The organism is Streptomyces sp. S.PNR 29 (genome assembly GCF_030386795.1).
In the GTDB taxonomy this organism is placed as follows: domain Bacteria; phylum Actinomycetota; class Actinomycetes; order Streptomycetales; family Streptomycetaceae; genus Streptomyces.
Genome location: NZ_JANUQM010000006.1, coordinates 43866 through 69874, shown reverse-complemented (window position 1 = coordinate 69874; position 26009 = coordinate 43866). Strand labels below are relative to the sequence as shown.

21 protein-coding genes and 2 tRNA genes are annotated in these 26009 nt (G+C 70.1%); 14 read left to right on the top strand and 9 right to left on the bottom strand.

Translation table 11 applies throughout. From position 1 onward, the window contains the following. Window positions 1-30: 30 nt before the first annotated feature. Window positions 31-1410 carry an amino acid permease gene (locus NW895_RS17625; protein ID WP_289936635.1) on the bottom strand — a complete coding sequence of 460 codons (1380 nt, stop codon included), beginning with the start codon at window positions 1408-1410 and terminating at the stop codon, window positions 31-33. Window positions 1411-1853: 443 nt separating this feature from the next. Between NW895_RS17625 and NW895_RS17620 the strand changes: the two genes are divergently transcribed. Beyond that, a complete protein-coding gene (locus tag NW895_RS17620; RefSeq protein WP_289936634.1) occupies window positions 1854-2438 on the top strand; it encodes a biotin transporter BioY in 585 nt (194 codons plus the stop codon). Here NW895_RS17620 and NW895_RS17615 read toward each other — a convergent pair. Both NW895_RS17615 and NW895_RS17610 read right to left on the bottom strand, forming a co-directional pair. After that, window positions 2428-3756: an FAD-binding protein gene (locus NW895_RS17615; RefSeq protein ID WP_289937015.1), complete on the bottom strand. Its 1329-nt coding sequence runs from the start codon at window positions 3754-3756 to the stop codon at window positions 2428-2430. The two genes, NW895_RS17620 and NW895_RS17615, sit on opposite strands and share 11 nt — an antisense overlap. A 119-nt stretch (window positions 3757-3875) precedes the next feature. After that, window positions 3876-5333: an amino acid permease gene (locus NW895_RS17610; RefSeq protein WP_289936632.1), complete on the bottom strand. Its 1458-nt coding sequence runs from the start codon at window positions 5331-5333 to the stop codon at window positions 3876-3878. Window positions 5334-5548: 215 nt separating this feature from the next. Between NW895_RS17610 and NW895_RS17605 the strand changes: the two genes are divergently transcribed. Both NW895_RS17605 and NW895_RS17600 read left to right on the top strand, forming a co-directional pair. After that, on the top strand, window positions 5549-6034 hold the full coding sequence (locus NW895_RS17605) for a ribose-5-phosphate isomerase (RefSeq protein ID WP_289936631.1): 486 nt from the start codon (window positions 5549-5551) through the stop codon (window positions 6032-6034). A 448-nt stretch (window positions 6035-6482) separates the two neighbouring features. Continuing rightward, on the top strand, window positions 6483-7301 hold the full coding sequence (locus NW895_RS17600) for a DNA-formamidopyrimidine glycosylase family protein (RefSeq protein ID WP_289936629.1): 819 nt from the start codon (window positions 6483-6485) through the stop codon (window positions 7299-7301). Window positions 7302-7349: 48 nt separating this feature from the next. Here the strand turns inward: NW895_RS17600 and NW895_RS17595 are convergent, their stop codons facing one another. Then, window positions 7350-8618, bottom strand: a complete 1269-nt coding sequence (locus tag NW895_RS17595) for a GNAT family N-acetyltransferase (RefSeq protein WP_289936628.1) — start codon at window positions 8616-8618, stop codon at window positions 7350-7352. A gap of 162 nt (window positions 8619-8780) precedes the next feature. Between NW895_RS17595 and NW895_RS17590 the strand changes: the two genes are divergently transcribed. Next, window positions 8781-9965: a PP2C family protein-serine/threonine phosphatase gene (locus tag NW895_RS17590; RefSeq protein WP_289936625.1), complete on the top strand. Its 1185-nt coding sequence runs from the start codon at window positions 8781-8783 to the stop codon at window positions 9963-9965. A 51-nt stretch (window positions 9966-10016) separates the two neighbouring features. Continuing rightward, entirely contained in the window at window positions 10017-10508 is a 492-nt protein-coding gene (locus tag NW895_RS17585) for an HD domain-containing protein (RefSeq protein WP_289937014.1), read from the top strand. Here NW895_RS17585 and NW895_RS17580 read toward each other — a convergent pair whose 3' ends face one another. After that, window positions 10509-11741 (bottom strand): acyltransferase family protein, encoded by a 1233-nt coding sequence (locus NW895_RS17580; protein ID WP_289936623.1) that lies wholly within the window; start codon window positions 11739-11741, stop codon window positions 10509-10511. Between the two features lie 624 nt (window positions 11742-12365). Here NW895_RS17580 and NW895_RS17575 point away from each other — a divergent pair. The 3 genes from NW895_RS17575 (at window position 12366) to NW895_RS17565 (ending at window position 15510) form a co-directional block, all read left to right on the top strand. Further along, the gene (locus tag NW895_RS17575) at window positions 12366-12560 is read left to right on the top strand and encodes a hypothetical protein (RefSeq protein WP_289936621.1); all 195 of its coding nucleotides are present in this window, start codon (window positions 12366-12368) and stop codon (window positions 12558-12560) included. Between the two features lie 78 nt (window positions 12561-12638). Continuing rightward, window positions 12639-14879: a serine/threonine-protein kinase gene (locus NW895_RS17570; RefSeq protein WP_289936619.1), complete on the top strand. Its 2241-nt coding sequence runs from the start codon at window positions 12639-12641 to the stop codon at window positions 14877-14879. Window positions 14880-14901: 22 nt separating this feature from the next. Next, complete coding sequence (locus NW895_RS17565) at window positions 14902-15510, top strand: DJ-1/PfpI family protein (RefSeq protein WP_289936617.1); 609 nt, start codon at window positions 14902-14904, stop codon at window positions 15508-15510. Window positions 15511-15532: 22 nt separating this feature from the next. On the opposite strand, the gene NW895_RS17560 is transcribed toward NW895_RS17565, so the two are convergent. The 3 genes from NW895_RS17560 to NW895_RS17550 all read right to left on the bottom strand — a co-directional run bounded on the left by NW895_RS17560 (window position 15533) and on the right by NW895_RS17550 (window position 17031). Beyond that, window positions 15533-16246, bottom strand: coding sequence for a maleylpyruvate isomerase family mycothiol-dependent enzyme (locus NW895_RS17560; protein ID WP_289936616.1), 714 nt, complete (start codon window positions 16244-16246; stop codon window positions 15533-15535). A gap of 11 nt (window positions 16247-16257) precedes the next feature. Continuing rightward, the gene (locus NW895_RS17555; RefSeq protein ID WP_289936614.1) at window positions 16258-16767 is read right to left on the bottom strand and encodes a GNAT family N-acetyltransferase; all 510 of its coding nucleotides are present in this window, start codon (window positions 16765-16767) and stop codon (window positions 16258-16260) included. 193 nt (window positions 16768-16960) lie between these two features. Further along, window positions 16961-17031: transfer RNA gene (locus NW895_RS17550), tRNA-Gly, on the bottom strand. Between the two features lie 166 nt (window positions 17032-17197). On the opposite strand from NW895_RS17550, the gene NW895_RS17545 reads away from it, so the two are divergent. From NW895_RS17545 to clpX, 5 genes are all read left to right on the top strand, one after another. Beyond that, window positions 17198-17274, top strand: a tRNA-Pro gene (locus tag NW895_RS17545). A 170-nt stretch (window positions 17275-17444) separates the two neighbouring features. Continuing rightward, window positions 17445-18845, top strand: a complete 1401-nt coding sequence (gene tig / locus NW895_RS17540) for a trigger factor (protein ID WP_289936613.1) — start codon at window positions 17445-17447, stop codon at window positions 18843-18845. A 393-nt stretch (window positions 18846-19238) separates the two neighbouring features. Further along, entirely contained in the window at window positions 19239-19844 is a 606-nt protein-coding gene (locus NW895_RS17535) for an ATP-dependent Clp protease proteolytic subunit (RefSeq protein WP_289937013.1), read from the top strand. Window positions 19845-19955: 111 nt separating this feature from the next. Next, window positions 19956-20636: an ATP-dependent Clp protease proteolytic subunit gene (locus NW895_RS17530; protein WP_289936610.1), complete on the top strand. Its 681-nt coding sequence runs from the start codon at window positions 19956-19958 to the stop codon at window positions 20634-20636. A gap of 216 nt (window positions 20637-20852) precedes the next feature. After that, window positions 20853-22139, top strand: a complete 1287-nt coding sequence (gene clpX / locus NW895_RS17525) for an ATP-dependent Clp protease ATP-binding subunit ClpX (RefSeq protein WP_289936609.1) — start codon at window positions 20853-20855, stop codon at window positions 22137-22139. 74 nt (window positions 22140-22213) lie between these two features. On the opposite strand, the gene NW895_RS17520 is transcribed toward clpX, so the two are convergent. Next, complete coding sequence (locus tag NW895_RS17520; RefSeq protein WP_289936607.1) at window positions 22214-23197, bottom strand: hypothetical protein; 984 nt, start codon at window positions 23195-23197, stop codon at window positions 22214-22216. 137 nt (window positions 23198-23334) lie between these two features. On the opposite strand from NW895_RS17520, the gene NW895_RS17515 reads away from it, so the two are divergent. Further along, window positions 23335-25959, top strand: a complete 2625-nt coding sequence (locus NW895_RS17515; RefSeq protein WP_289936604.1) for a valine--tRNA ligase — start codon at window positions 23335-23337, stop codon at window positions 25957-25959. Window positions 25960-26009 lie beyond the last annotated feature (50 nt).

Below are 26009 nucleotides of genomic sequence, written 5' to 3'. Positions count from 1 at the left end.
GCAGGGGCCCTTCCGGGAGGTGAGCAGGAGTCAGGTGCGGGCGCGCGCCTTCTGCCAGGCGTATCCCACGACCGCCAGGAACAGCGTCATCCCGCCCGTCGAGTACAACTGCACCCGGGTGTCCGGCTCCCGCGCCATCAGGACCAGCACCGTCGCCATGCCCGCCAGGGCGACCCAGGTGAGCCACGGGAACATCCACATCCGTACGACCAGCTTCTCCGGCGCCTCCCGCTGCAGGCGGCTGCGCAGCCGCAGCTGGGACACGGCGATGAAGATCCAGACGACGAGGATCACCGCGCCGATCATGTTCAGCAGCCAGGAGAACACGTCGTCCGGGCGCCAGTAGCTGAGCAGCACGCAGACGAAGCCGAACACCGAGGAGGCCAGGACGGCGATGCGCGGGACCCGGCCCGACACCCGGCCCAGCACCTTCGGGCCCTGGCCGCGCTCGACCAGCGAGTAGGCGATGCGGGAGGAGCCGTAGATGTTGGCGTTCATCGCCGACAGCAGCGCGACCAGCACCACGACGTTCATCAGCCGGCCGGCGCCCGGGATGCCGAGGGTGTCGAGGGTCGCGACGTACGGGCCCTTCTCGACGACCTCCTTCGAGTCCCACGGGACGAGGGTGACGATGACCGCCATCGAGCCGATGTAGAACAGCGCGATCCGCCACATCGCCGTACGGACGGCGCTCGCCACGCCCTTGACCGGATCCTCCGACTCGGCCGCGGCGATGGTGACGGTCTCCAGGCCGCCGTAGGCGAAGACGGAGGCGAGCAGGCCGATGACCAGGCCCTCGCCGCCGTTGGGGAAGAAGTCGGTGAGGTGGCTCGCCCCCGGGGAGTCGCTGCCGGGCAGGACCCCGGCGATCGCCAGCACACCGAGCACCAGGAACAGGGTGATCGCGCCGACCTTCAGGGCGGCGAACCAGAACTCGAACTCGCCGAAGTTCTTCACGGCGGCCAGGTTGGCGCCGCAGAACACCACCATGAACAGCGCCACCCACGCCCACTCGGGCGTCCCCGGCAGCCAGCCGCTCACGATCTTCGCGGCGCCGATGCCCTCCAGGCCGACGGCCGTGCAGAGCAGCACCCAGAAGGACCAGCCGGCGGTGAAGCCCGCCCAGGGGCCGATCGCCCGCTCGGCGTGCGCGGAGAAGGAGCCCGACGAGGGATACGCGGCCGACATCTCGCCGAGCATCCGCATCACCAGCATCACGAGAAGGCCGGAGAGCGTGTAGGCGAGGACGATCGACGGCCCGGCGGCGGCGATGCCCGCACCGGAGCCGACGAACAGGCCGGCGCCGATCACTCCGCCGAGGGCGATCATCGACAGGTGGCGCTGCTTGAGGCCGTGGGAGAGGGACACATCGTCCGCCTGCGGCGGTGTCCCGATGTTGCTGCTGGGCATGGGCGCGGCTCGTCCAGTGCGTAGGGGGTGAAAGCAGAGGGAAAAACCCCGACAGTCTGGGCGGCCCCTGCTCCCGCACGGAGAGATCGACCACTATGTGGACACTCGCGGCACGCCGTGTGATCGCCCGCTCACGCGGCAGCCGGCGTGCGCTGCGAGGCGCCGCCCTCGGCCGACTGCCGGGCGACGCGAACAGCAGGTCCGGCCCAGGGCGGAGGCGCTTTGGTGAAACCCTACAGACGGCCGCGCCCCCTCCCTTGTATCTCGAACCACGTCACCTCCGTGACCGGCATCACGCCCCACCAGGTGTAACCCGCATCCTTTGTGTGAAGCCCACCAAGCGCGCGTTCGAGCCTTTGTCGAGCGCTGACGGTGATCGACGCGAGGACCCCGGTATAGCGTCACCGTGTCCCAGCATGCCCACACCAACCCGCGGAGTCCCCATGAGTACGCTTGCCGCCGCCCCCGCCCGCACCGGCCAGGTCCTCGCCGACCTGCTCCCCGCCTCCCGCGTCCGGGACGTCGCTCTGGTGCTCGGCGGCGCCGCGCTCACCGGCCTCGCGGCCCAGATCTCGGTGCCCGTGCCCGGCTCCCCGGTGCCGGTGACCGGCCAGACCTTCGCGGCGCTGCTCGTCGGCACGACCCTCGGCGCGGGCCGTGGCTTCTCCGCGCTCGCCCTGTACGCGCTGGCGGGCGTCGCCGGTGTGCCGTGGTTCGCCGGCGGAGCCTCCGGTGTCGCCGTCTCCTTCGGCTACATCCTCGGCATGATGCTCGCCGCCACCGTCGTCGGTGCCCTGGCCCGCCGCGGCGCCGACCGCTCCGTGCTGCGCATGGCCGGCACCATGGTGCTGGGTGAGGCGATCATCTACGCCGTCGGCGTCCCGTACCTGGCCTACGCCGCCGAGCCCGACCTCTCGGCGTCCGCCGCCATCGCGGCCGGCCTCACCCCGTTCCTGATCGGTGACGCCCTGAAGGCGGCCCTGGCGATGGGCGCGCTGCCCACCGCCTGGAAGCTCGTCAAGCGCTGAGCCCACCGTTCCCGCGGAAGAGGTTCGCCGGGTCGTACAGCGACTTCAGCCCGGCGAGCCGCTTCCGCGTCTCCGCGTCGTACAGCCCCTCGGCCCGGTCACCCGCCCCGAACGCGAAGTTGAGGGCCCGTCCGATCGTGACCGGCGCGAGGGGCGTGAAGGCCGTGTCCAGCCGCCGTCGCGCCGCCGCACGCTCGCCCATGGTCAACAGCCGCAGCAGGAACCGCCCGTCGCGGTACGGCACCGAGTTCGGCGCGGGCTTCGCCAGCGCCCCGCCGAGGTGGTTGATCTGTACGACGCACAGGGCGCCCGCGTCCGGCCCGGTGCGGGACAGCAACTCCGCGGCCCCGGGACGGTCCAGCTCGCCGAGCACCGCACTGTCCCCGTAGTAGGCGTGCGGGAAGTCCGGGTCGCTGTGGATGGTGTGGCTGTCGGCGTACGGCATCTCGCGCAGCGAGTCGGACAGAGCCGGCCCGATCTCCCGCAGCGGAGCGACGAGTCGCTCCCCGTCGCCACCGGTGTGGGCGACGCGGACGGACACGACGTACCGCCCGCGCAGATGCGGCGGAAGCGCCGGCAGGTCCGGATACGGTACGGCGGCGAAGGACGAGGTCAGCGTGTCGGGCACGGTCCGCGTCCACTCCTCGTACGCCCGCAGCACGGTCGCCGGGTCGACCTCACGCCCGTCGAAGGCGATCGAGCCGCCGTAGAGCGTCCGTACGGGTACCAGCCCGATCTCCAGCTCCGTGACGACACCGAAGGCGCCCCCGCCGCCGAGCAGCGCCCAGTACAGGTCGGGCTCCGACTCCCGTGTCACGTGCCGCAGCCGTCCGTCCGCCGTGACGACGTCGAGGGCGCGCACATGGTCGGCCGCGTACCCGAACTCCCGGGCGAGGATGCCCAGTCCGCCGCCCAGCGTGTAGGACACGGCGCCCACGTTCGGCGCCGAACCGTTGAGCGGCGCCAGCCCGTACGGCTCGGCCGCCGCCACCACCTGACCCCAGCGCACGCCCGCCTGGACGCGGACGGTGCGGGCTGCCGGGTCGACGGACACCCGGTCCATCCGCTTCGTCGTGATGAGCACGCCGCCCTCCGACGGCCCGGGCAGCCCGTGCCCGGTCGCCTGGACGCCGACCGGCAGGTCCCGGGCCGCCGCGTACCGTACGGCCGCGGCCACGTCGTCGGCCGAGGCCGCGGCGACGACCAGGGCCGGACGCTGGACGAACCCGGTCTGGAAACCGGCGATCTCCTCCTCGTACCCGGTGTCACCGGGGCGGAGGGCGAGCAGGTCTGCGGTGTTGTGGTCCACGAAGGTCATGGCGCTCATCGTGGCGGCATAACAGGACATGTACCGTCAAGTTTTCCGGCTGTGCACGCGGGAAAGACGGGAGGGGCCTGCGGTACCCACCGCAAGGCCCCTCCCGCCTCCCGAAGCGACTAGGCGCCAACCGTCGGCTCGACCTCGGCCTCGGCCTCGGCCTCCGCCTCGGTCCTCGTCTTCCCCTTCACCTTGTCCTTGACGAAGGCGATGACGAGTACACCCGCCGCGACCAGCAGCGACAGCAGCACGGTCTCGCGCCCGTCGTGCTCGGTGTCGGTCAGCATGTACCCCAGCACGAAGATGATCAGAGCGGCCGTGGCCCAGGTCAGATACGGGTACAGCCACATCTTCACGACCAGCTTCTCCGGCGCCTCGGCCTGGATGATCCGCCGCATGCGCAGCTGAGAGAAGCAGATCACCAGCCACACGAACAGCGCCACCGCGCCACTGGAGTTGACGAGGAAGAGGAAGACGGAGTCCGGGAACTTGTAGTTGAAGAACACGGCGACGAACCCGAAGACCACCGAGGCGATGATGGCGGTCCGCGGCACACCTCGCGGCGTGGTGCGGGCGAAGGACTTCGGGGCGTCCCCGCGTCGGCCGAGCGAGAAGGCCATGCGGGAGGCCGTGTACAGCCCGGAGTTGAGACAGGACAACACGGACGTGAGCACGATGAAGTTCATGATCTGACCGGCGTGCGCGATCCCGAGGGAGTCGAGGGCGGCGACGTACGACCCCTTCTCGGTGATCGCCTTGCTGTCCCACGGCAGCAGGGAGACGACGACGAAGATCGAGCCGAGGTAGAAGACGGCGATCCGCCAGATGATGCTGTTGGTCGACTTGGTGACCGCCCGCTGCGGGTCCTCCGACTCGCCGGCCGCCAGAGTGGCGATCTCACTGCCCATGAAGGAGAAGACGACGAGCAGCACACCGGTGAGGATGGCGCCGGCCCCGTGGGGCAGGAAGCCACCGTGATCGGTCAGGTTGCCCAGCCCCGCCTGCTCACTGTCCACGCCGGGCAGCACCCCGAACACGGCCAGCCCGCCGATGACGATGAACGCACCGATCGCCACGACCTTGATCCCGGCGAACCAGAACTCGAACTCACCGTAGGAGCCGACGGAGGCGAGGTTGGTCGCGGTGAGCACCACCATCACGATCAGCGCCCAGGCCCACTGCGGTACGGCGGGCACCCACCCTTCGAGGATCACGGCCCCCGCGGTGGCCTCCACCGCCAGCACGACCACCCAGAAGAACCAGTACAGCCAGCCGATGGTGAACCCGGCCCAGGAGCCGAGCGCCCGGTCGGCGTGGGCGGAGAACGACCCGGACGTCGGGTTGGCGGCGGACATCTCGCCGAGCATCCGCATCACCAGCACCACGAGGGTGCCGACGAGGGCGTACGACAGCAGGATGCCGGGCCCGGCCGTGGCGATACCGGAGCTGGACCCGACGAAGAGCCCGGCGCCGATCACGCCGCCGATGGCGATCATCGACAAATGCCGGTTCTTGAGCCCGGCCTGAAGACCGGACTCCTGTTCTCCTGCTGTGTTCAAGGTCGGCTGCGAGGTCATGGAACGTTATTCCTTTGCGCCGGGGAGCTGATTCTCGTACGAGCGGGATAACAGCGGTGTACGAGTCGGTCCAGTGAATCGGAGGCGAACGAAATCCTGAACCTTTGAATCCAAATCGTTACTTGAGGTTTTCTTGAGGTTCCATAGCGCGCCTCCCTTTTATGCGAGCGACACCCGGCGCGCCTGCCCGGAAACAGCCGTGTCACACTCGTCCCATGCGCGTGTACCTCGGCTCGGACCATGCCGGCTACGAACTCAAGAACCACCTCGTCGAATGGCTCAAGGCGGCGGGTCACGACCCCGTCGACTGCGGCCCGCACATCTACGACGCCCAGGACGACTACCCGCCCTTCTGCCTCCGCGCCGCAGAGCGGACGGCCGCGGACCCCGACGCCCTCGGCGTCGTGATCGGCGGCTCCGGCAACGGCGAGCAGATCGCCGCGAACAAGGTGAAGGGCGTCCGTGCGGCCCTCGCCTGGAGCGAGGAGACGGCGGCGCTCGGCCGGCAGCACAACAACGCCAACGTGGTCGCGGTGGGCGCGCGCATGCACACGCTGGACGAGGCGACGAAGTTCGTCGAGACCTTCCTGGGTACGCCCTACTCGGGTGACGAGCGCCACACCCGCCGCATCAACATGCTCGCCACCTACGAAACCACCGGCGACCTCCCCCCGATCCCCCCTCACCACCCCCAGCAGTAACCCGCGGCCCCCGCACGCGACTACCGGCCGACCACCGACCCCACCCCCAGCCGGGCCCACCGGGCCGCGGAACTCCGCCCCGCCCCGAGTCGCGGGACGGATCCCCGCGTGGGCGCAGGGGGCGGAGCGCCGGCCGGGCTTGGGCGCTCCCCCAAGGGGCGAGGCGAGGCCGTGGGCTGACTGGGTCGGGTCGGTGGGCGCCGTCCAGAGGCGTGCTGGCGGTGTCTGGGCGCTGTCCCAAGGGGCGAGGCGAGCTCGTGGGCTGACTGGGCCGGGTCGGTGGACGGCCGTCCAGAGGTGTGGGGGACGAAGTCCCCGCCGGAGTCTGGGGCGGAGCCCCAGGTTCGAGTCAAGCCTCTTGAGTGACCGAGTCGGGTGGGTGGGTGGGCATACACCCCCCCACCACCCAGCCGGTCGGCAGACACACGCAGGAGTAGGGAGAGACACCGTGCCAGAGGGGCACACGATCCACCGCTTGGCCAAGGACTACGCCGCCGCCTTCGCCCCCGCCCCCGTCCACGTGACCAGCCCCCAGGGCAAGTTCACGGACGCCGCCGCCCTCCTCGACGGCACCACCCTCCACACCGCCGAAGCCCACGGCAAACACCTCTTCCTCGGCTTCAGGGACCCCACCCCCACCGACTGGATCCACATCCACCTCGGCCTCTTCGGCAAGGTCACCTTCGGCCCCGCCCCCGCACCCCCGCCCACGGACACCGTCCGCCTCCGCCTCGCCAACACCACCTCGTACGTCGACCTCCGCGGCCCCACCACCTGCGCCCTGATCACCGACCCCGAGAAGCAGGCGATACACGCCCGCCTCGGCCCCGACCCCCTGCGCCCCGACGCCGACCCGGACACCGCCTACCACCGCATCTCCCGCAGCCGGACGACGATCGCCGCCCTCCTCATGGACCAGAAGGTCATCGCAGGCGTCGGCAACGTCTACCGCGCGGAGGTCCTCTTCCGGCACACCATCGACCCGTACCGCCCGGGCAGGGACATCACCCGCACGGAGTGGAACGCCCTGTGGACCGACCTCGTCGAGCTGATGCACGAGGGCGTGAAGAACAACCGCATCGACACCGTCCGCCCCGAACACACCCCGGAGGCGATGGGCCGCCCGCCGCGCGTCGACGACCACGGCGGCGAGGTGTACGTCTACCGCAGGGCCAACCAGCCCTGCCACATCTGCGGCGACGAGATCCGCACCGCCGACCTCGCCGCCCGCAACCTCTTCTGGTGCCCGACCTGCCAGAAGAACTGAGAGGTCAGGCCCGCCCCACCCCTCAGCCCGGTACGACCCGGCCCGGCCTCAGAACCCGTGCGCCGTCCAGGGCGCCACGACCGACCCGAACCCCAACGACGCCTCCGTCAACGCCCCTTCCCGCACCTCCCGCACCCGCCCGGCCGCAGCCAGCGCCGCCAGGCTCACACCCCCGAGATACGCCGCCCCCAACTCCCGTACCCCCAGCACCAACTCCGCCGCGTCCTCCGTACGCTCGCAGGACGCCCCCTTCGCATTCCCGGTCAGCCGCCAACGCCCCGCGTTCCAGGGACAGAAGGCGTCCTCCACCTCCAGCACGACGTCCACCGGCGCCTGGTACGTCCGCGCCGCCAGCGCGGTTCCCACGTCGACGAGCCGTACGTGCAACTGGTCCCGCAGCCGAGGCCGGCACCGCCGGATGTCCGACACCATGTACTGCCACGCCTCGTCGACCGGCCGCCCCCGCGCGGTCAGAGTCGTCGTCAGATCGATGCCGAACAGGAACCGCCACAACGCGGCGTCCGTCGCCGGGTCGAGCGCGTCCAGGTCCTCCAGGACCACCGTGCCGTTGTGCCCGGTCGGCCCCCACCCCAGTCGCACCCGGAACCGCGCGTACCCCGTGACCTCGCCGTCCCGCGAGGCGACCACGCACTGCAGCGGCGACGCCCCGTCCCGCTCGCTCTCCGGATCCAGCAGCGACAGCCGCTCCCAGCCGGGCTGCCGGGCCAGCATCCCCGGCCGCCGCGGCACCAGTTGCGCGTACACCGCCTCGCACGCGTCGAGCACGTCCGCGGGCGCCGCGTACCGCAGCCGTACGTCATCGGTTCCGTCCGGCACCGACAACCGCACCTGGCTCGTGTCGATCTCGGCATTGATGTGGTAGGCCCCCACGGCGTACCCGAAACGCCCGTAGATCGCCGGCTCGGAGGCCCACAGTACGGCCAGCGGCTCTCCCCAGGACCGGACGTCGTCCAACTGCCGCCGCATCATCGAGGTCAGCACCCCGCGCCGCCGGTGCGTGGCGGCGACACCGACCATGGTGACGCCCGCCGCGGGCACCGAGGCCCCGCCGGGCACGGTCAGCCGGAAGCGGAACGCCCCCGCCGACCCCACGCAGTCGTCGCCGTCCCAAGCCCCGAGCGAACGGTCGAACTCGGTCAGGGAGTTCCAGAACTCCCGCTCCTCGGCCGACTCACCCACCCCACCGAAGGCGCGGAGGAGGTTGTCGTACCACTTGTCCCAGTCGTCCCGCCGCAGCACCCGCAGCTCGGGCCCGCCGCCGTCGGTCGTCCGGCCTGTCGCACCGTCAGTCGCCATGGAGCATGCCTATCAGGGCAATGGGGGACGAGCGAGGGAATTTCGCGTGGGCGGCGGCGCGGCGGCTTTCCGTGCAGTTCACTGTGAAGTTGAGCCTCGGACGGGGGACAAGTGGGACCTCCCGTGCCAAGGGCCTGGTCCGATGGATAGGGTCCCGAACTAATGGCAGCAGGACGAGAGCGGCGCGCGGCGGCCGAGACGTTCACGGCCCGGTTGAAGATGCAGTGGCACCGGGTCCGCGTCGGTGTGCGCAGAGCCGCCGTCGACTACTTCCGCGGCGACGGCTCGGACTGGGTCGCCCTGGCCGGCCTGATGCTGACGATCCCCCTGATCGCGGCGGCGACGCTGGCGAACTCGGTGTGGTTCTCGCCGGCCGCGCTGGTGCTGCCGGTCGTCGTCGGCGGCCTGCTGCTGCGCCCGGCGAGCCTGCTCGGCCTGTACGCGGCGGCGGCCACGGCTCTGATCGTGGAGTCGGTGCGACTGGGCCCGTACACCCAGGGCCCGTCCCGGGTGACCCCGGGTGTGGTGCTGGTGGTGGCCGCGTGCGGTTTCTTCGGGCTGCTGCTCGCGCAGTTCCGCAGCCGGGTCGGTGTGCCGTGGCGGCGCGGCGGCACGATGCTGTTCGACCTGCGGGAGCGCATCCGGGTGCAGAGCAAGCTGCCGAAGCTGCCGCACGGCTGGCACCGGGAGATGGCGCTGCGACCGGCCGGCGGCCAGTCCTTCTCGGGCGACTTCGTGGTCGCGGCCCGGACGAACGGCGGGCGCACCCTGGAGGTGGTCCTGACGGACGTCTCCGGCAAGGGCATGGACGCGGGCTCGCGCGCCCTGCTGCTGTCGGGCGCCTTCGGCGGCCTGCTGGGCAGCCTGCCCCCGCACGCGTTCCTGCCGGCCGCCAACGGCTACCTCCTCCGCCAGGACTGGGACGAGGGCTTCGCGACCTCCATCCACCTGGTCCTCGACCTGGACTCCGGCGACTACGAGCTGTACTCCGCCGGCCATCCGCCGGGGCTGCAGCTCAGCGCCGGCACCGGCCGCTGGGAGGAGAAGGCGGCCGAGGGCCCGCTGCTCGGTGTGTACGACGGTGCGCAGTTCGACCCCGTGAAGGGCTCGCTCCGCCCCGGCGACGTGTTGATGCTGTTCACGGACGGCCTGGTGGAGACCGCCGACCGCGACATCGTCGAGGGCATCGACCGCCTCACCGGCGAGGCCGACCGCTATGTCGCGGGCGGTTTCCACGGAGCCGCCTGGCATCTCATCGAGGCCGTGGCGAAGGACGTCAACGACGACCGGGCGCTGCTGCTGATCTGTCGCGAAGGCCCGACGGCCCACGCGGCCGCCGCCCGCTGACCCACCGCCACCCGCTGACACACTGGGGGCGTGACGCACATCCCCCAGCCGATGACCCTGCCGGAAGTGGCGGCCACCGCCCGCGCCGCCCACGACGGCCAGACCGACAAGGCGGGACGGCCGTACGCCGAGCACCTCCGGGCCGTCGCGGAGGGCGTCCGGGAGCGCGGCGGCGACGACGACCAGATCGCGGCGGCCTGGCTGCACGACGCCGTCGAGGACCACGCCCTCTCCGAACGGTGGCTGCACGAGGCCGCGCTGAGCCGCCGTACGAAGGACATCGTCCTCGCGGTCACCAAGCGGACCGGGGAGCCGCCCGAGGCGTACGCCGCACGTATCCTCGCCACCCCCGGCGCGCTGCTGGTCAAGGAGGCGGATCTGGCGCACAACGCGGATCCGGAGCGCCTCGCGGTCCTCGACGAGGCCACCCGCACACGACTGACCGAGAAGTACGCACACATGCGCGCACTTCTCGGTCTCGATCCGAGCGGCGGGTCCGAGCGGCGGGTCCGAGCGGCGGGTCCGAGCGGTGACCGGGAGTGACTAGGCGTTGACCTTCTCGCGGTTCTCCCGCGTCTCACCCTTGTCCTGCTTGTCCTGCCTGTCCTGCTTGTCCCGCCTCTCGCGCTCCCGCGCCAGTTCGGCGGCGTCCCGCTTGAAGGCCCACTCCATCTTCGGCTCCATCACGAACCGGAACACGCGCTGCACGGGCTTGGTGCACAGCAGCGTCACGACGGCGGCCGCGAGGACGGTCACGAAGATCTCACCGAGCGGCCGGTGCAGCCAGGCGGCCTCGTACCAGCCCTGGTAGTCGCCCGCCTTGACCAGGAAACCGTGCAGCAGGTAGCCGTACAGCGTGCCTGCGCCGAGCGCCGTGAACCACATGTGCCGGCGCGGCACCCAGGCGAAGAAGCAGGCGGTCAGCACCAGCGAGCAGCCGAAGAGCGCGAGCACCATGACCGGCCCGGTCCACCACGGCGCATTCATCTCCTGGGCGGCGTCGCGGTGGTAGAACCACGCGGTGTTCATCCGCGGCACCGCCCACCAGCTGACGGCCAGCGCGGCCGCGAACACCGGCACCGACGCGATCCGCACCGAGCGGCGGCGCACCATCTGGAAGTGCTCGGGCTTCATCGACAGGCCGAGCACGAAGAAGGGGAGGAACTGCAGCACGCGCTGCAGGTCGAGGTCGTCGCCGATCTCCGGCGTCGCGGACGCCAGCATCGCGATGCCGAGCGCGAGCGGCAGCGGCCAGCGCACCGTCTTCCAGATGGGGGTGGTCATCCGCCAGATGAACAGCGCGCACAGGAACCAGGTCAGGTACCAGGGATCCAGCAGGCTGATCTCCTGGCCGGGGTCATGGTCGATGACGCGCTTGAAGAGCGGGTAGGCGGTCTCGAAGACGATGTACGGCACGGCGACGCCGGTGATCAGCCGCCTGAGCCGGTCGGGCCGCATGTCGAAGCTGCGCGAGAAGAAGCCGGAGATGATGATGAACGCCGGCATGTGGAACGCGTACACGACCTGGTACGCGGCTTCGAGGATCCGGCTGTCGCCCTTGAGCGGTTCCCAGGCGTGGCCCATGGCCACCAGCGCGATCGCCAGGTACTTGGCGTTGTCGAAGAACGCGTCGCGCTGCGTGCCCGACTTGTGCTGGTTCTTCTGGTTCTGCTGGTTCTGCGGCGTGCGCCGCGGGCTCGGCACTCCCGACGCCGGCGACTGTGCCGGGGGAAGTGGCGTCCTGCGGTTGCCGTACGGTCGCAGCGAGTTCGTCACAGACCCTCCCACCAGGAACTCGGTGAGACGATCCGGGACCTCGCTGCGCTTGCGGGGGACGAGGCAGCGTGGAACATCTGAGGCACCCTAGCGTCGGCTCTGTGATTTCGTAAAACCCTGGACGTCATTCCTGCATATCGATCCCGGGTACCCGCTATTTCGGGGAGGTTGACGCCATTGCCGACGTGACGGCTCACACACTGCCGGATGTCGGGCGGCTGCATCATATGTGCCCCTCTTGTCGTCATTCATCATGACTAAGCGACGCATAAGACCAGCAGGCGACTCCGGTGATATGTCCGCTTCAGGTGTGCTTTGGCGGTCCGCCGGTCGCCCGCTCCTGTGGCTGCCGCAACAATTCGAAATAGCTGCGGGCACGTTGTGTGGACACGGAAACGACACGGGTGAAATTCCTGTGCGGGTTCACCCTCGAATTGCTGTGCGGAGTACGGCTGTTGAGTGTTGCTCGCGGGGGTGGGCACGGGTGGTCCGGTAAGAGCCGGCCGGACGTTGTGTCACGGGCCGCATAGCGTGGCCGGGTTGGTGGCACGATGGTTCTGGCGGGGGTGCGCGGGATTGCACCTCTGGGCCGGGAGAGCGGACCGACCGAGGGTGTGATCAGTTGTGGCCATTTCACTGTCCGTAGTCCTGCTGTTGGCGATCATCCTGGTGGTGCTGGTGAGAGGGGGGAACCTCAAGGCCGGCCCCGCGATCGTCGCGATCCTGTTCGGCTTCTTCCTCGCCTCGACCGGCATGGCCCCGTCGATCAATCGTTTCCTCAACTCGATAGCGGACACCATCAACTCGATCAGCTTCTGATCATCAGCCGCCGGCCGGAGTGACCACCCGGGGTGCCGAAGCGGGCGGATACGCTCGTCCCTGACCGTGGGACGGTGCGTGACGGGGGGACGTACGGGGATGGCGCTGCGCGAGACGGACCCGGCGGAGGTGGGCGGCTACCGCATAGAGGACCGCCTGGGCTCCGGCGGCATGGGCGTGGTCTACCTCGCCCGCTCTCCCTCCGGCCGCCGCCTCGCCGTCAAGGTCGTGCACGGCCAGTACGCGGACGACGACGAGTTCCGCACCCGGTTCCGCCGCGAGGTGGCCGCCGCCCGCCAGGTCAGCGGCGCCTTCACGGCCCCCGTCGTGGACGCCGACGCGGACGCGCCGAGCCCCTGGATGGCCACGCTCTTCATCCCGGGCGAGGACCTCGGCACCCACGTCCGCAACCACGGCCCCCTGTCCCCGCAGCGCCTGCGGGAACTGGCCGCCGGCCTCGCCGAGGCCCTGCGCGACATCCACCGCGCCGGAGTCGTCCACCGCGATCTGAAACCGGCCAACGTGATGCTCGCCGAGGACGGCCCCCGCGTCATCGACTTCGGCATCTCCCGCGCCGCCGAGTTCGCCGCCTCCGACGTGCTGACCCAGACCGGCCGGGTGATGGGCACCCCGCCCTACATGTCCCCGGAGCAGTTCTCCTCCCCCCACGACGTGGGCCCGGCCGCCGACATCTTCTCCCTCGGCTCGGTCCTGGTGTACGCCGCCACCCGGCGCGGCCCCTTCGACAGCCCGAGCGCCTACGAGACGGCGGTCAGGGTCGTCGAGGGCGAACCCGAGCTGTCCGGCGTGCCGGACGAACTGGTCCCCTTCATCCGCCTCTGTCTGGAAAAACACCCGAAGTCCCGTGCCAGCCCCGACGAACTCCTGACCCTGCTGCGCGACGGGCGCCTGCCGGCCCCACGCCCCGAACCGGAGGGAGCGCGGTCCGAGCAGGGGAGAGGGCCGAGGAAAACGGTGCCCGTGGACGCGCGGCCCGAGCCCGCCCCGCCGCGCACCCGACGCAGGTCCGGGTGTCTCATCGCCTCCGCCGCGGCGGCCGTCGTACTCGCCGCGCTGGCCGCCGGCACCATCGCCGTCACCCGGGCCCACACCCCCACCCCCTCGCCTTCCGCCGCCGCGGGCGACCTCCCCGAGGGCTGGCGGCCCTGGGCCGCCAAGGCCAAGGCCCCGGCGGGGACCGAGAAAATACTGGGCCCCGACACCTCCTTCCGGCGCTGCGCCGCCGTCAGCGAGTCCCTGGTGTGTGCCGGCGCCAACCTCATGGCAACCCGCTTCGACCTCGCCGACGGCCGCAACACCTGGTCCCGGCCCGTCGACCCCACCACGGACAGCGGCTCCGGCGACGAGGGCACGATCATCGGCGCGGACGGCGGCCGCGTCTACGCCTACGCGGCCGACGACCGGAACGGGGCGGACGGAGCCCTGCTGACCCGCTACACGGTCCACGCCCTGGCCGCCGACACCGGCGAAGTGCTCTGGCGGACCGCGACCGGCGACGGCGGATCGGCCACCGTGCCCGACAGGGACCAGGGCTCCGCCACCACCGTGCCCGAAGGCGTCGTCACGGCCTACGGCGACCAGGGCCGCCAGTACGCCCTGCTCGACGGCGAGAGCGGCCAGGTCCGCTGGAAACGCCCGCTTCCGGACTCCCCGTACGACTGCCTGCTGCGCTCGGCGGCCGAGCGCGCCTACCTGGTCTGTGCCACCGACATGGAGAAGAGCACCGCCCGCAGCAACGTCTCCCTGCTCGACATGGCCACCGGAAAACCCCGCTGGACGGTCCAGGTCGGGGGCGCTGTGGATGTGCTGGGCGAGGACCGGGGGCGCCTGGTGCTCGGCGACGCCTACCACCCGGGCGACCGGCTGACGCTGATCAACGTCTCCTCACACGTGCTCACCGTGGTACGGCTCGCCGACCCGCAACCCGACGGGGCCAACGCGTACATGACCGGCGGCACCCTCTACTTCACCCGCTCCAGCGGCAGCGTCCGCGCGGTCTCGCCGCGGACCGGCCGGACACTGTGGGAGACCAACTCCACCGTGGAGCAGCAGGGCCCGCCGACCGCCTCCGCCACCCACGTCTACCTAGCGTCCCCCAGCGGGCGCCTGGCCGCCCTGAACGCCCGCACCGGGAAGGTCGAGGCCACCCGCCCCGGCCGCGACGACGGCGGCCCCGCCGGGTCCGGCTTCGTCACCACAGGCGGCGCCCCGCTCGTCCTCGACGGCGACGCACTGTACGTCCCGTACGGCGTCCGCTCCGTCTTCGCCGTCGACGTGAACAACCTTGCGGATCTGTGATGCCGCGCTTGGAGGAGTCGTGATGCAGGTAGCCGTGGTCACCTTCGACGGGTTCAACGAACTCGACAGCTTCATCGCGTCCGCCCTGATCAACCGGTGCCGCAAGGACGGCCTGCAAGCTTTCGTCACGACACCGACGCCGGTGGTCACCTCCATGAACGGTGTCGAGGTGACCGGTCAGCGCCCGATGGAGTTCGTGACCGAGGCCGACGTCGTGCTGATCGGCAGCGGGGTGAAGACGCGAGACGTGGTCGCCGACGACCGGCTGATCTCCAGACTGGTGCTCGACCCCTCGCGACAGCTGATCGGTGCGCAGTGCTCCGGCGCGCTGGTGCTCGCCCGGCTCGGGCTGCTGGAGGGCATGCCCGCCTGCACGGACAGGAACAGCCGCCCGTTCGTCGAGGCCTTGGACGTCACCGTGCTGGACGCGCCGTTCCACGCCGAGGGCAACATCGCCACGGCGGGCGGCTGCCTGGCGTCGCAGTACCTCGCCACCTGGGTGATCACCCGGGTACTCGGGGAGGACGCCGCGCGCGCCGTCATCGACTACGTGGCTCCGGTCGGCGAGAACCGGGAAACCGTCGAGCGCGCCGTGCGTGCCGTCCACGCGGGCGAGGTCGCACCGCGCTGACGCGTCCGCTCCAGGAGCGACGTCAGGGGATTCCGCCCAGGCGCTGTGGAGGGTGGGGCGGCCAGGGCCCGAGAGCGGGCAGCCCCGCCGTCGCCACGGGTGGGACCACGGGCGTACGTCCGGCCAGCCAGGCCGCCAGATCGCGCACCCCTCCGGTGACCACCGTGTCCGGCGGCCCGTCGCCGACGGACCACTGGCGGCGCACGTCCTCGGCGCGCACGTGTGTGCCTGCCGGAAGGCGGACCAGGAGGAAGTCGATGGCATGCGCGGCCAGACCCTCGGGCCAGTCGTCCGGCCGCACGCCGAGTTCCAGATCGACCATGTGGATCCATGCCTCGCGCCAGCGTGCGAAGACGGTGGCGGCGAGGTCCGCGTTGCGGAACGTGACCGGACGCCTCCAGTCGGTGCCGGCGGCGCGTGCCCAGGCCGCCTCCAGCCTGGCCGTCTGCGCGGCGAGTTGCGCGCGGTGCTCGGCGGCGCTGCGGCCCGCGGTGGCCGCGATGATCGCGTTGCGCTCGTCCGTCCCGCCGTCGTAACCCGCCACGAGCTCACCGCGCAGGGCATGCTCCGCCAGACGGGCGAACATCCTCGCGTTGTCCGTGAGATGCGCGAGGACGTGGCCGCGTGACCAGCCCGGAAGGGCGGATGCCGCGGAGACCTGCCGGTCATCCAGGCCGGCCACGAGCCTCTTCAGTTCGAGATGGGCCTCGATCACCGCTGCGACTGGAGGTTGCACGGCTCTCCCTCCTACGGGGCGGAGGTCCGGTCGAGGGGTGCCGGGGCCCGGTCGGCGAGTTCCCCGAGGGGGGCACCGCTCAGCCGGCATACCGTCCACTCGTTCAGGAGCTCCGCGCCGAGCGACTTGTAGAAGTCGATCGCCGGTTGGTTCCAGTCCAGGACCCACCACTCGAAGCGCTCGTAGCCGTTCTGCCGACAGACCGCCGCGAGGGAGGCGAGCAGAGCCTTTCCGTGTCCTCCGCCCCGGGCGTGCGGCCGTACGTAGAGGTCCTCCAGGTGCATGCCGCGCGTGCCGGTCCAGGTCGAGAAGCGGGGGAACCAGAGGGCATAGCCCACGGCCTGACCCGTCTCGTCGTCCTCCGCGATCAGCGCGAACGCGGCAGGATGTTCCCCGAACAGCGCCTCACGGAGCTGCTCCTCGGTCGCTCGGGCCTGCTCGGCGGCCCGTTCGTACGCAGCGAGTTCGCGGATCATCGCACGGATGTCCGCGATGTCGTCCACCATGGCGGCCCGGATCATGCCGGAGATCATCGGCCACCGCACCGCGCCGTGTCCATCGGGTTTCGAGCGCGAGCACGGTCGCATCCCGCGGCGAGCGGTGGCGGCTGGGCGACTCCATCGGGATGTCGGGATGTACGGCCGATCCCGTCCGGGACACGACTGAGGCCCAGGTGCGAGGATTCCTCCTCCGGCCTGGGCCTCAGTCCCACAGAGCGGGCGACGGGAATCGAACCCGCGTAGCCAGTTTGGAAGACTGGGGCTCTACCATTGAGCTACGCCCGCACACAACGCGCCGCAGGTCAGCCGACCGCGGCACTGCACTGCATCGTAGCGGGTGGACCCCCTTCGCCGCACATCCCGTCCCCGTGCGCACCGGACCTTCACCGGCGCTACGGAAATGCGGCGGGCCCCACGGCCTGGCGGCATGTACCCTACGTGTCGCACCAGACGGGGTGTGGCGCAGCTTGGTAGCGCGTCCGCTTTGGGAGCGGAAGGCCGTGGGTTCAAATCCCGCCACCCCGACCAGCCACCTGATCAACTCGCGTGATCGCCTTTTGGGCGGTGTAGCCGCTGCCGTTACTATGCAAGCTGCACGCCCGTGTGTCTCAGCGTCTGAAGTCCTCCGGGCGGCGAAATCCGCCGGGCCGCTCTGGCTCCGGCAGAAACCAAGAAGTCAGCCACAAGGAGACCGAACCGTGAAGAGCGCCGTGGAGACCCTGAACCCGACCCGGGTTCGGCTCACTGTCGAGGTGCCCTTCGAGGAGCTCAAGGACAGCCTCGACGCGGCGTACAAGAAGATCAACCAGCAGGTCACGGTGAAGGGCTTCCGCAAGGGCAAGGTCCCGGCCCGCGTCATCGACCAGCGGTTCGGCCGTGGTGCCGTGCTGGAGGAGGCCGTCAACGACGCGCTGCCGAAGTTCTACACCGACGCGGTCAACGAGGCCGAGCTGAGCCCGCTGGGCCAGCCCGAGGTCGACATCACCGAGCTGAAGGACGGCGAGACGCTGAACTTCACCGCCGAGGTCGACATCCGCCCGGCCATCGAGATCCCGGACTACTCCGGCATCGAGGTCGAGGTCGACGCCGTCGAGGTCACCGACGAGGACGTCGAGAAGTCGGTCGAGCAGCTCCGTGAGCGCTTCGCCTCCACCTCCCCGGTCGAGCGCGCCGCCGAGGACGGCGACGTCGTCACCATCGACCTGGAGGCCAAGGTCGACGGCGAGGTCCTGGAGGACGGCGTGGCCAACGGCGTCTCCTACACCATCGGCTCCGGTGAGCTGCTGGACGGCATCGACGACGCCGTGAAGGGCCTGTCCGCCGGTGAGGAGGCCACCTTCACCTCCGAGCTCAAGGGCGGCTCGGCGGCCGGCCAGGAGGCCGAGGTCACCGTCAAGGTCACCCAGGTCGCCAAGCGGGAGCTGCCGGAGCTGGACGACGAGTTCGCCCAGCTCGCCTCCGAGTTCGACACCCTCGAGGAGCTGAAGGCCGACAGCCGCAAGCGCCTGGAGAACATGAAGCAGTACGACCAGGCCACCCAGGCCCAGGAGCGCGTCCTGGACAAGCTGCTGGAGCTGGTCGAGGTCCCCGTCCCCGAGAAGCTGCTCGAGGACGAGATCAACACCCGTAAGCACAACCTCGAGCACCACCAGCTCGGCCAGATGGGCCTCACCCTCGACAAGTACCTGGAGATCCAGGGCAAGACCGCCGAGGAGTTCGAGAACGAGACCCGCGAGGCCGCGGTCAAGGGCATCAAGACCCAGTTCGTGCTCGACGAGCTGGTCAAGCAGGAGAAGCTCAACGTCAACCAGGAGGAGCTCACCGAGCACCTCATGCGGCGTGCCGCCTCCTCCGGCATGTCCCCCGACCAGTTCGCCCAGGCGGTCGTCGAGGGCGGCCAGGTTCCGCTCCTGGTCGGCGAGGTCGCCCGCGGCAAGGCCCTGGCCGTCGTGGTCGAGGCCGCCACGGTGAAGGACACCAACGGCGAGATCGTCGACCTGGACGACGAGGACGAGGACGAGGCCGCCGCGGAGACGGTCGAGGCGGCGGAGGGCGCCGCCGAGGCCGAGGCCGCCGGCGAGGAGAAGGCCGAGGGCTGACGCCCACGGCGCCTTCTGACGCACGTACGACGGGCCCCGGGACGCACGCCCCGGGGCCCGTCGGCGTACGGTGGAACAGCGGCCGGAACGGGCGCAGGGCCGTATGCGACGTGCGGCTCCGCCGCAGGGGTGCGACCAGCCATCCCCGACCCCCAGCCGCCCGCCGCCAGGCACCACCACGGCGAGCAGCACCGGCCGTTCCAGCGGAGCGCATCGCGCTACGCCCCCGGCGAACACCCTCATCTCCGGGATTCCCCGAAGGGACCCGCGCGTTAGGGTCCATGAATACGGGGGCAGGGAACCCGGCGAAGCTGCCGGAGGCCCCTGGCAGGGAACACGTGAGACGGCCCGGCGCCGTCGCAAGACGAGCAGGTGGATACGTTGACGAATCTGATGCCCTCCGCCGCCGGCGAGCCTTCCATCGGTGGTGGCCTCGGCGACCAGGTCTACAACCGGCTGCTCAACGAGCGGATCATCTTCCTCGGCCAGCCGGTCGACGACGACATTGCGAACAAGATCACCGCACAGCTGCTGCTCCTTGCCGCAGACCCGGACAAGGACATCTTCCTCTACATCAACAGCCCCGGCGGATCGATCACGGCCGGCATGGCGATCTACGACACCATGCAGTACATCAAGAACGACGTGGTGACGATCGCCATGGGCCTCGCGGCCTCGATGGGACAGTTCCTGCTCAGCGCGGGCACCCCCGGCAAGCGATTCGCCCTGCCGAACGCCGAGATCCTGATCCACCAGCCCTCCGCGGGCCTGGCCGGCTCGGCCTCGGACATCAAGATCCACGCCGAGCGGCTGCTGCACACCAAGAGGCGCATGGCCGAGCTCACGGCCCAGCACACCGGCCAGACGGTCGAGCAGATCACCCGGGACTCGGACCGCGACCGCTGGTTCGACGCCCTTGAGGCCAAGGAGTACGGGCTCATCGACGACGTCATCGCCACGGCCGCCGGCATGCCGGGCGGCGGCGGCACCGGGGCCTGAGAGGTCCCCACGGGGCCCGTGGAGCCCCGTGGGGCCGACGGGAGCCCTCCAGGGCCCCAGCGACCCCAGCCAGCCCCAGCCGACCGCCTCAGCCCCTTTCCAGGAGACACCGTGAACGACTTCCCCGGCAGCGGCATCTATGACCGCATGCGCTCCGAGTACACCGGCCCCACGGCCGAGTCCCGCTACGTCATCCCGCGCTTCGTGGAGCGCACCTCCCAGGGCATCCGCGAGTACGACCCGTACGCGAAGCTCTTCGAGGAGCGCGTGATCTTCCTCGGCGTCCAGATCGACGACGCCTCCGCCAACGACGTCATGGCGCAGCTGCTGTGCCTGGAGTCGATGGACCCCGACCGGGACATCTCGGTCTACATCAACAGCCCCGGTGGCTCCTTCACGGCGCTCACGGCCATCTACGACACGATGCAGTTCGTGAAGCCGGACATCCAGACGGTCTGCATGGGGCAGGCGGCCTCCGCCGCGGCCGTCCTGCTGGCCGCCGGCACGCCCGGCAAGCGCATGGCGCTGCCGAACGCCCGGGTGCTGATCCACCAGCCGTACAGCGAGACCGGCCGCGGCCAGGTCTCCGACCTGGAGATCGCCGCCAACGAGATCCTCCGGATGCGTTCGCAGCTGGAGGAGATGCTGGCCAAGCACTCCACCACGCCGGTCGAGAAGATCCGCGAGGACATCGAGCGCGACAAGATCCTCACGGCCGAGGACGCGCTGAGCTACGGCCTGATCGACCAGATCATCTCCACCCGGAAGATGAACAACACGTCGGTTCGCTGACGCGATGCGGGTACCCCCTACTCGGGCGAAGCCGAGAGCTCGGGGGAGTATCGTCTGCGCCCCTTGGCACGGTTTGGCACGGTCCACGTCAAAGTGAACCGTGCCAAGGGGGGCCCGAACGGGGGGCCGGGCAAGGTACCGTCGGACATAAGGCAGCACCAGGAGCCGCTGGACTCAAGGCGTCCAGGCGTCTCCCAGGCGAAGGGGAAGCACACCGTGGCACGCATCGGTGACGGCGGCGATCTGCTGAAGTGCTCGTTCTGTGGCAAGAGCCAGAAGCAGGTCAAGAAGCTCATCGCAGGTCCCGGTGTGTACATCTGCGACGAGTGCATCGATCTCTGCAACGAGATCATCGAGGAGGAGCTCGCCGAGACCAGCGAGGTGCGCTGGGAGGAGCTCCCCAAGCCCCGCGAGATCTACGAGTTCCTCGACGGGTACGTGGTGGGTCAGGAGGCGGCCAAGAAGGCCCTCTCCGTGGCGGTGTACAACCACTACAAACGTGTCCAGGCCGGCGAGAACGGCGGGGCGAACGGCCGTGACGACGCCATCGAGCTGGCGAAGTCCAACATCCTGCTGCTCGGGCCCACGGGCTCCGGCAAGACGCTGCTCGCCCAGACCCTGGCCCGCATGCTCAACGTCCCCTTCGCCATCGCCGACGCGACGGCGCTGACGGAGGCGGGCTATGTCGGCGAGGACGTCGAGAACATCCTGCTGAAGCTGATCCAGGCGGCGGACTACGACGTCAAGAAGGCCGAGACCGGGATCATCTACATCGACGAGATCGACAAGGTCGCGCGGAAGAGTGAAAACCCGTCGATCACGCGCGATGTCTCGGGCGAGGGTGTACAGCAGGCCCTGCTGAAGATCCTGGAAGGCACCACGGCCTCGGTCCCGCCGCAGGGCGGCCGCAAGCACCCGCACCAGGAGTTCATCCAGATCGACACGACGAACGTCCTGTTCATCGTGGGTGGCGCCTTCGCGGGCCTGGAGAAGATCATCGAGGGACGCGCGGGCGCCAAGGGCATCGGCTTCGGCGCGACCATCCGCTCCAAGCGCGAGCTGGAGGCCAAGGACCAGTTCGAGGACGTCATGCCCGAGGACCTGGTCAAGTTCGGCATGATCCCCGAGTTCATCGGCCGCCTCCCGGTCATCACGAGCGTGCACAACCTCGACCGCGAGGCGCTGCTGAAGATCCTGGTCGAACCGCGCAACGCGCTGGTGAAGCAGTACCAGCGCCTCTTCGAACTCGACGGCGTGGAGCTGGACTTCGAACGCGAGGCCCTCGAAGCCATCGCCGACCAGGCCATCCTCCGCCAGACCGGCGCACGAGGCCTGCGCGCCATCATGGAAGAGGTCCTCCAGGGCGTCATGTACGAGGTCCCGTCCCGCAAGGACGTGGCCCGTGTCGTCATCACGGCGGACGTCGTCCTCTCCAACGTCAACCCGACCCTGATTCCGCGGGATTCGCGCGGGCGGGGGCCGGGGGAGCAGAAGACGGCGTAACGGTCCCGCAGACAGCGAAAGGGCCCCGGTCGACCAAGGTCGACCGGGGCCCTTTCGACGTCGAGGCGCAGGTGTCAGGCCTTGACGCGGACTTCCTGGCGGAGCTTCGTGGTGATGTCCACTGCCACGTCCTTGGTGATGCCCTTCGAGGCGTCACCCGGCGACACCATGGCGATGGTGCTGTAGTCGGCCCACGCGCAGAACCAGTCGGTCTTCTCCTTCTTGGTCAGCGGGTCCGGGCCCGTGGCCGCCTGGCACTTCATGACCGCGCCGTCGAGTTCGGCCTCCTCGGGCTCGCCGACCAACTGTGCGCTCTTCGGGCCGGTGCCGCTGTCCGAGGACTTCTCCTGCGTCGACTTCTTGAAGTTGGCGAAGAACGCGTCCAGGGCCGCCTCGGGATCGGAGACCTCGCCGTAGACACCGGCGTAGGTGATGCCCTTGGCCGTCGCCATCTGGGCTGCGGAGGAAGGGTCGTCCGGGTCGTACTTGCCGGCGTCCGCCGTCGAGTAGATGCCGAGCACGGACTTGCCGTTCTTGACGCCGCTCTTCTCCAGCTCCAACGCCGAGTCGTCGCCGGCGCTCGCACCGTCCTTGGAGACGCGCTTGTACTCACCGAGCGCCGTGGCCGGTGTCGTCAGCTTGTGGGCACCGTCGTCCTCGACACCGCCCCCGCCCTGGCCGATGACGAAGAAGGCACCGACTCCGATCGCGGCCACGGCCGCGACCGCGCCGAGGATGATCCCCGTCTTCTTCTTGCCGCCCCCCGGCGCCGGCGGCTGCGGCACCCCGTACGGGGCCTGGCCGTACGGGGGCTGTTGGCCGTACGGGGCCTGGCCGTACGGGGGCTGCTGCCCGTACGGGCCGGGCTGGGGCGGGACGCCCTGCGGGGGCTGCTGGGGGTAGCCGTAGCCCGGTTGGGCCGGAGGGGGCTGCTGGGGGTAGCCGTAGCCGGGCTGGGCCGCAGGAGCCTGTGGCGGCTGCCCGTAAGGGCCCGGACCGCCGTATGGTCCGGGCTGCTGGGGCTGCCCGCCGTACGGGCCCGGCTGGTTGTAGCTCATCTCTGGGTTCCCCTCCAGATACTCATGTGGCCCTGACATCCTGGCGCAGGCATGGCGTGTGCAGGTCACCGGGGGGCCCGCCGTTACAGAAGAATCGCGTTTCGGGACTGCCCCGTGACACCTCTAAACTGACCCCCGTGACCGAGAACACTCAGCAGCCGAAACCAGCGCCCACGACCGAACTGCCGACCCAGTACACGCCGGCCGAGGTAGAGGGGAAGCTGTACGAGCGCTGGGTAGACAAGGGTTACTTCGCCGCCGACGCGAAGAGCGACAAGCCCGCGTACACCATCGTCATCCCGCCGCCGAACGTCACCGGTTCCCTGCACCTGGGGCATGCCTTCCAGCACACGCTGATGGACGCGCTGACCCGCCGTAAGCGCATGCAGGGCTTCGAGTCCCTGTGGCTGCCCGGCATGGACCACGCCGGCATCGCCACCCAGAACAAGGTCGAGCAGCAGCTCGCCGAGGAGGGCAAGTCGCGGCACGACCTGGGCCGCGAGACGTTCGTCGAGCGCGTCTGGCAGTGGAAGGAGGAGTACGGCGGCAAGATCCTCGGCCAGATGCGCCGGCTCGGGGACGGGGTCGACTGGTCCCGTGAGCGGTTCACCATGGACGAGGGGCTGTCCAAGGCCGTCCTCACCATCTTCAAGAAGCTGTACGAGGACGAGCTGATCTACCGCGCCGAGCGCATCATCAACTGGTGCCCGCGGTGTCTGACGGCCATCTCGGACATCGAGGTGGAGTACCAGGAGGACGACGGCGAGCTCGTCTCCATCAAGTACGGCGAGGGCGACGAGACCCTCGTGGTCGCCACGACGCGTGCGGAGACCATGCTCGGCGACACCGCCGTCGCCGTTCATCCCGACGACGAGCGGTACCAGCACCTGATCGGCAAGAGGATCAAGCTGCCGCTGACCGACCGGGCCATCCCCGTCGTCGCGGACAGCCACGTCGACCCCGAGTTCGGCACCGGTGCCGTCAAGGTCACCCCGGCCCACGACCCGAACGACTTCGCGATCGGCCAGCGGCACGGCCTCGAATCGATCACGATCATGGACGAGCGGGCGGTCATCACCGCGCACGGCCCGTTCCAGGGACTCGACCGGTTCGAGGCGCGCGCGGCCATCGTCGGCGCCCTGCGTTCGCAGGGGCGGATCGTCGCCGAGAAGCGGCCGTACGTCCACAGCGTCGGACACTGCTCGCGCTGCAAGACCACCATCGAGCCGCGTCTGTCCATGCAGTGGTGGGTCAAGGTCGGTCCGCTGGCGAAGGCCGCCGGTGACGCGGTCCGCGACGGGCGGGTGAAGATCCACCCCGAGGACATGTCGAAGCGGTACTTCGACTGGGTCGACAACATGAACGACTGGTGCATCTCGCGCCAGTTGTGGTGGGGCCACCGGATCCCGATCTGGTACGGCCCGGACGGTGAGATCGTCTGCGTCGGCCCCGACGAGGAGCCGCCGGCCGGCGAGGGCTGGAAGCAGGACACGGATGTCCTCGACACCTGGTTCTCCTCCGGCCTGTGGCCGTTCTCCACGCTGGGCTGGCCCGAACAGACCGAGGACCTGCGGAAGTTCTACTCGACCGACGTCCTGCTCACCGGCCACGACATCATCTTCTTCTGGGTCGCCCGGATGATGATGTTCGGCCTGTACGCCATGGACGGCGAGGTCCCCTTCCGCACCATCGCCCTGACCGGTCTGGTCCGTGACGAGCGCGGCAAGAAGATGTCGAAGTCCTTCGGCAACGTCGTCGACCCGCTCGACTGGATGGACAAGTACGGCTCCGACGCCGTCCGCTTCACCCTGGCCCGGGGCGCCAACCCCGGTACGGACGTGCCGATCGGTGAGGACTGGGTCCAGGCGTCCCGGAACTTCGCCAACAAGATCTGGAACGCCACGCGCTTCGCTCTGATGAACGGCGCGACGGTGCGGGGCCCGCTGCCGGACCCGTCCGAGATGTCCTCGACGGACCGGTGGATCCTGTCCCGGCTCAACAAGACCGTCGCCGACGTGGACGCCTTCTACGAGGACTTCCAGTTCGCCAAGCTGTCGGACGCGCTGTACCACTTCGCGTGGGACGAGGTCTTCGACTGGTACGTCGAGCTGTCCAAGACGACGTTCCAGGCGGGCGGAGAAGCCGCCGAGGTCAGCAAGCGGGTCCTCGGTGAGGTCCTCGACGTCACTCTGAAGCTGCTGCACCCGGTCGTCCCGTTCGTGACGGAGGCGCTGTGGACGACGCTGACCGGGGGTGAGTCGGTGGTCATCGCCGACTGGCCGACGGACAGCGGTTTCCGCGACGAGGCCGCCGAGCGGGAGATCGAGACGCTCCAGTCGGTGATCACCGAGGTTCGCCGCTTCCGCGCCGACCAGGGTCTGCAGCCCGGTCAGCGGGTTCCGGCGCGCCTGTCGCTGGAGGGTACGACCCTCGCGCCGCACGAGCCCGCCATCCGTCAGCTGCTGAGGCTCCAGCCGGAGGGCGAGACCTTCACGGCGACGGCGACGCTGCCGGTGGCCGGGGTCGAGGTCGCCCTCGACCTCTCCGGTGCGATCGACGTTGCGGCGGAGCGGAAGCGGCTGGCCAAGGACCTCGCCGCCGCGGAGAAGGAGAAGGCGCAGGCCACGGCGAAGCTCGGGAACGACGCCTTCCTGGCCAAGGCCCCGGACCACGTCGTGGAGAAGATCCGGACGCGGCTGGCCAAGGCCGACGAGGACATCGCGCGGATCCAGGCACAGCTGGAGCGGTTGCCCCAGGCGTAGGCGCCCGTACGCGCCCCACGGCCCCGGAACTCACGGTTCCGGGGCCGTGG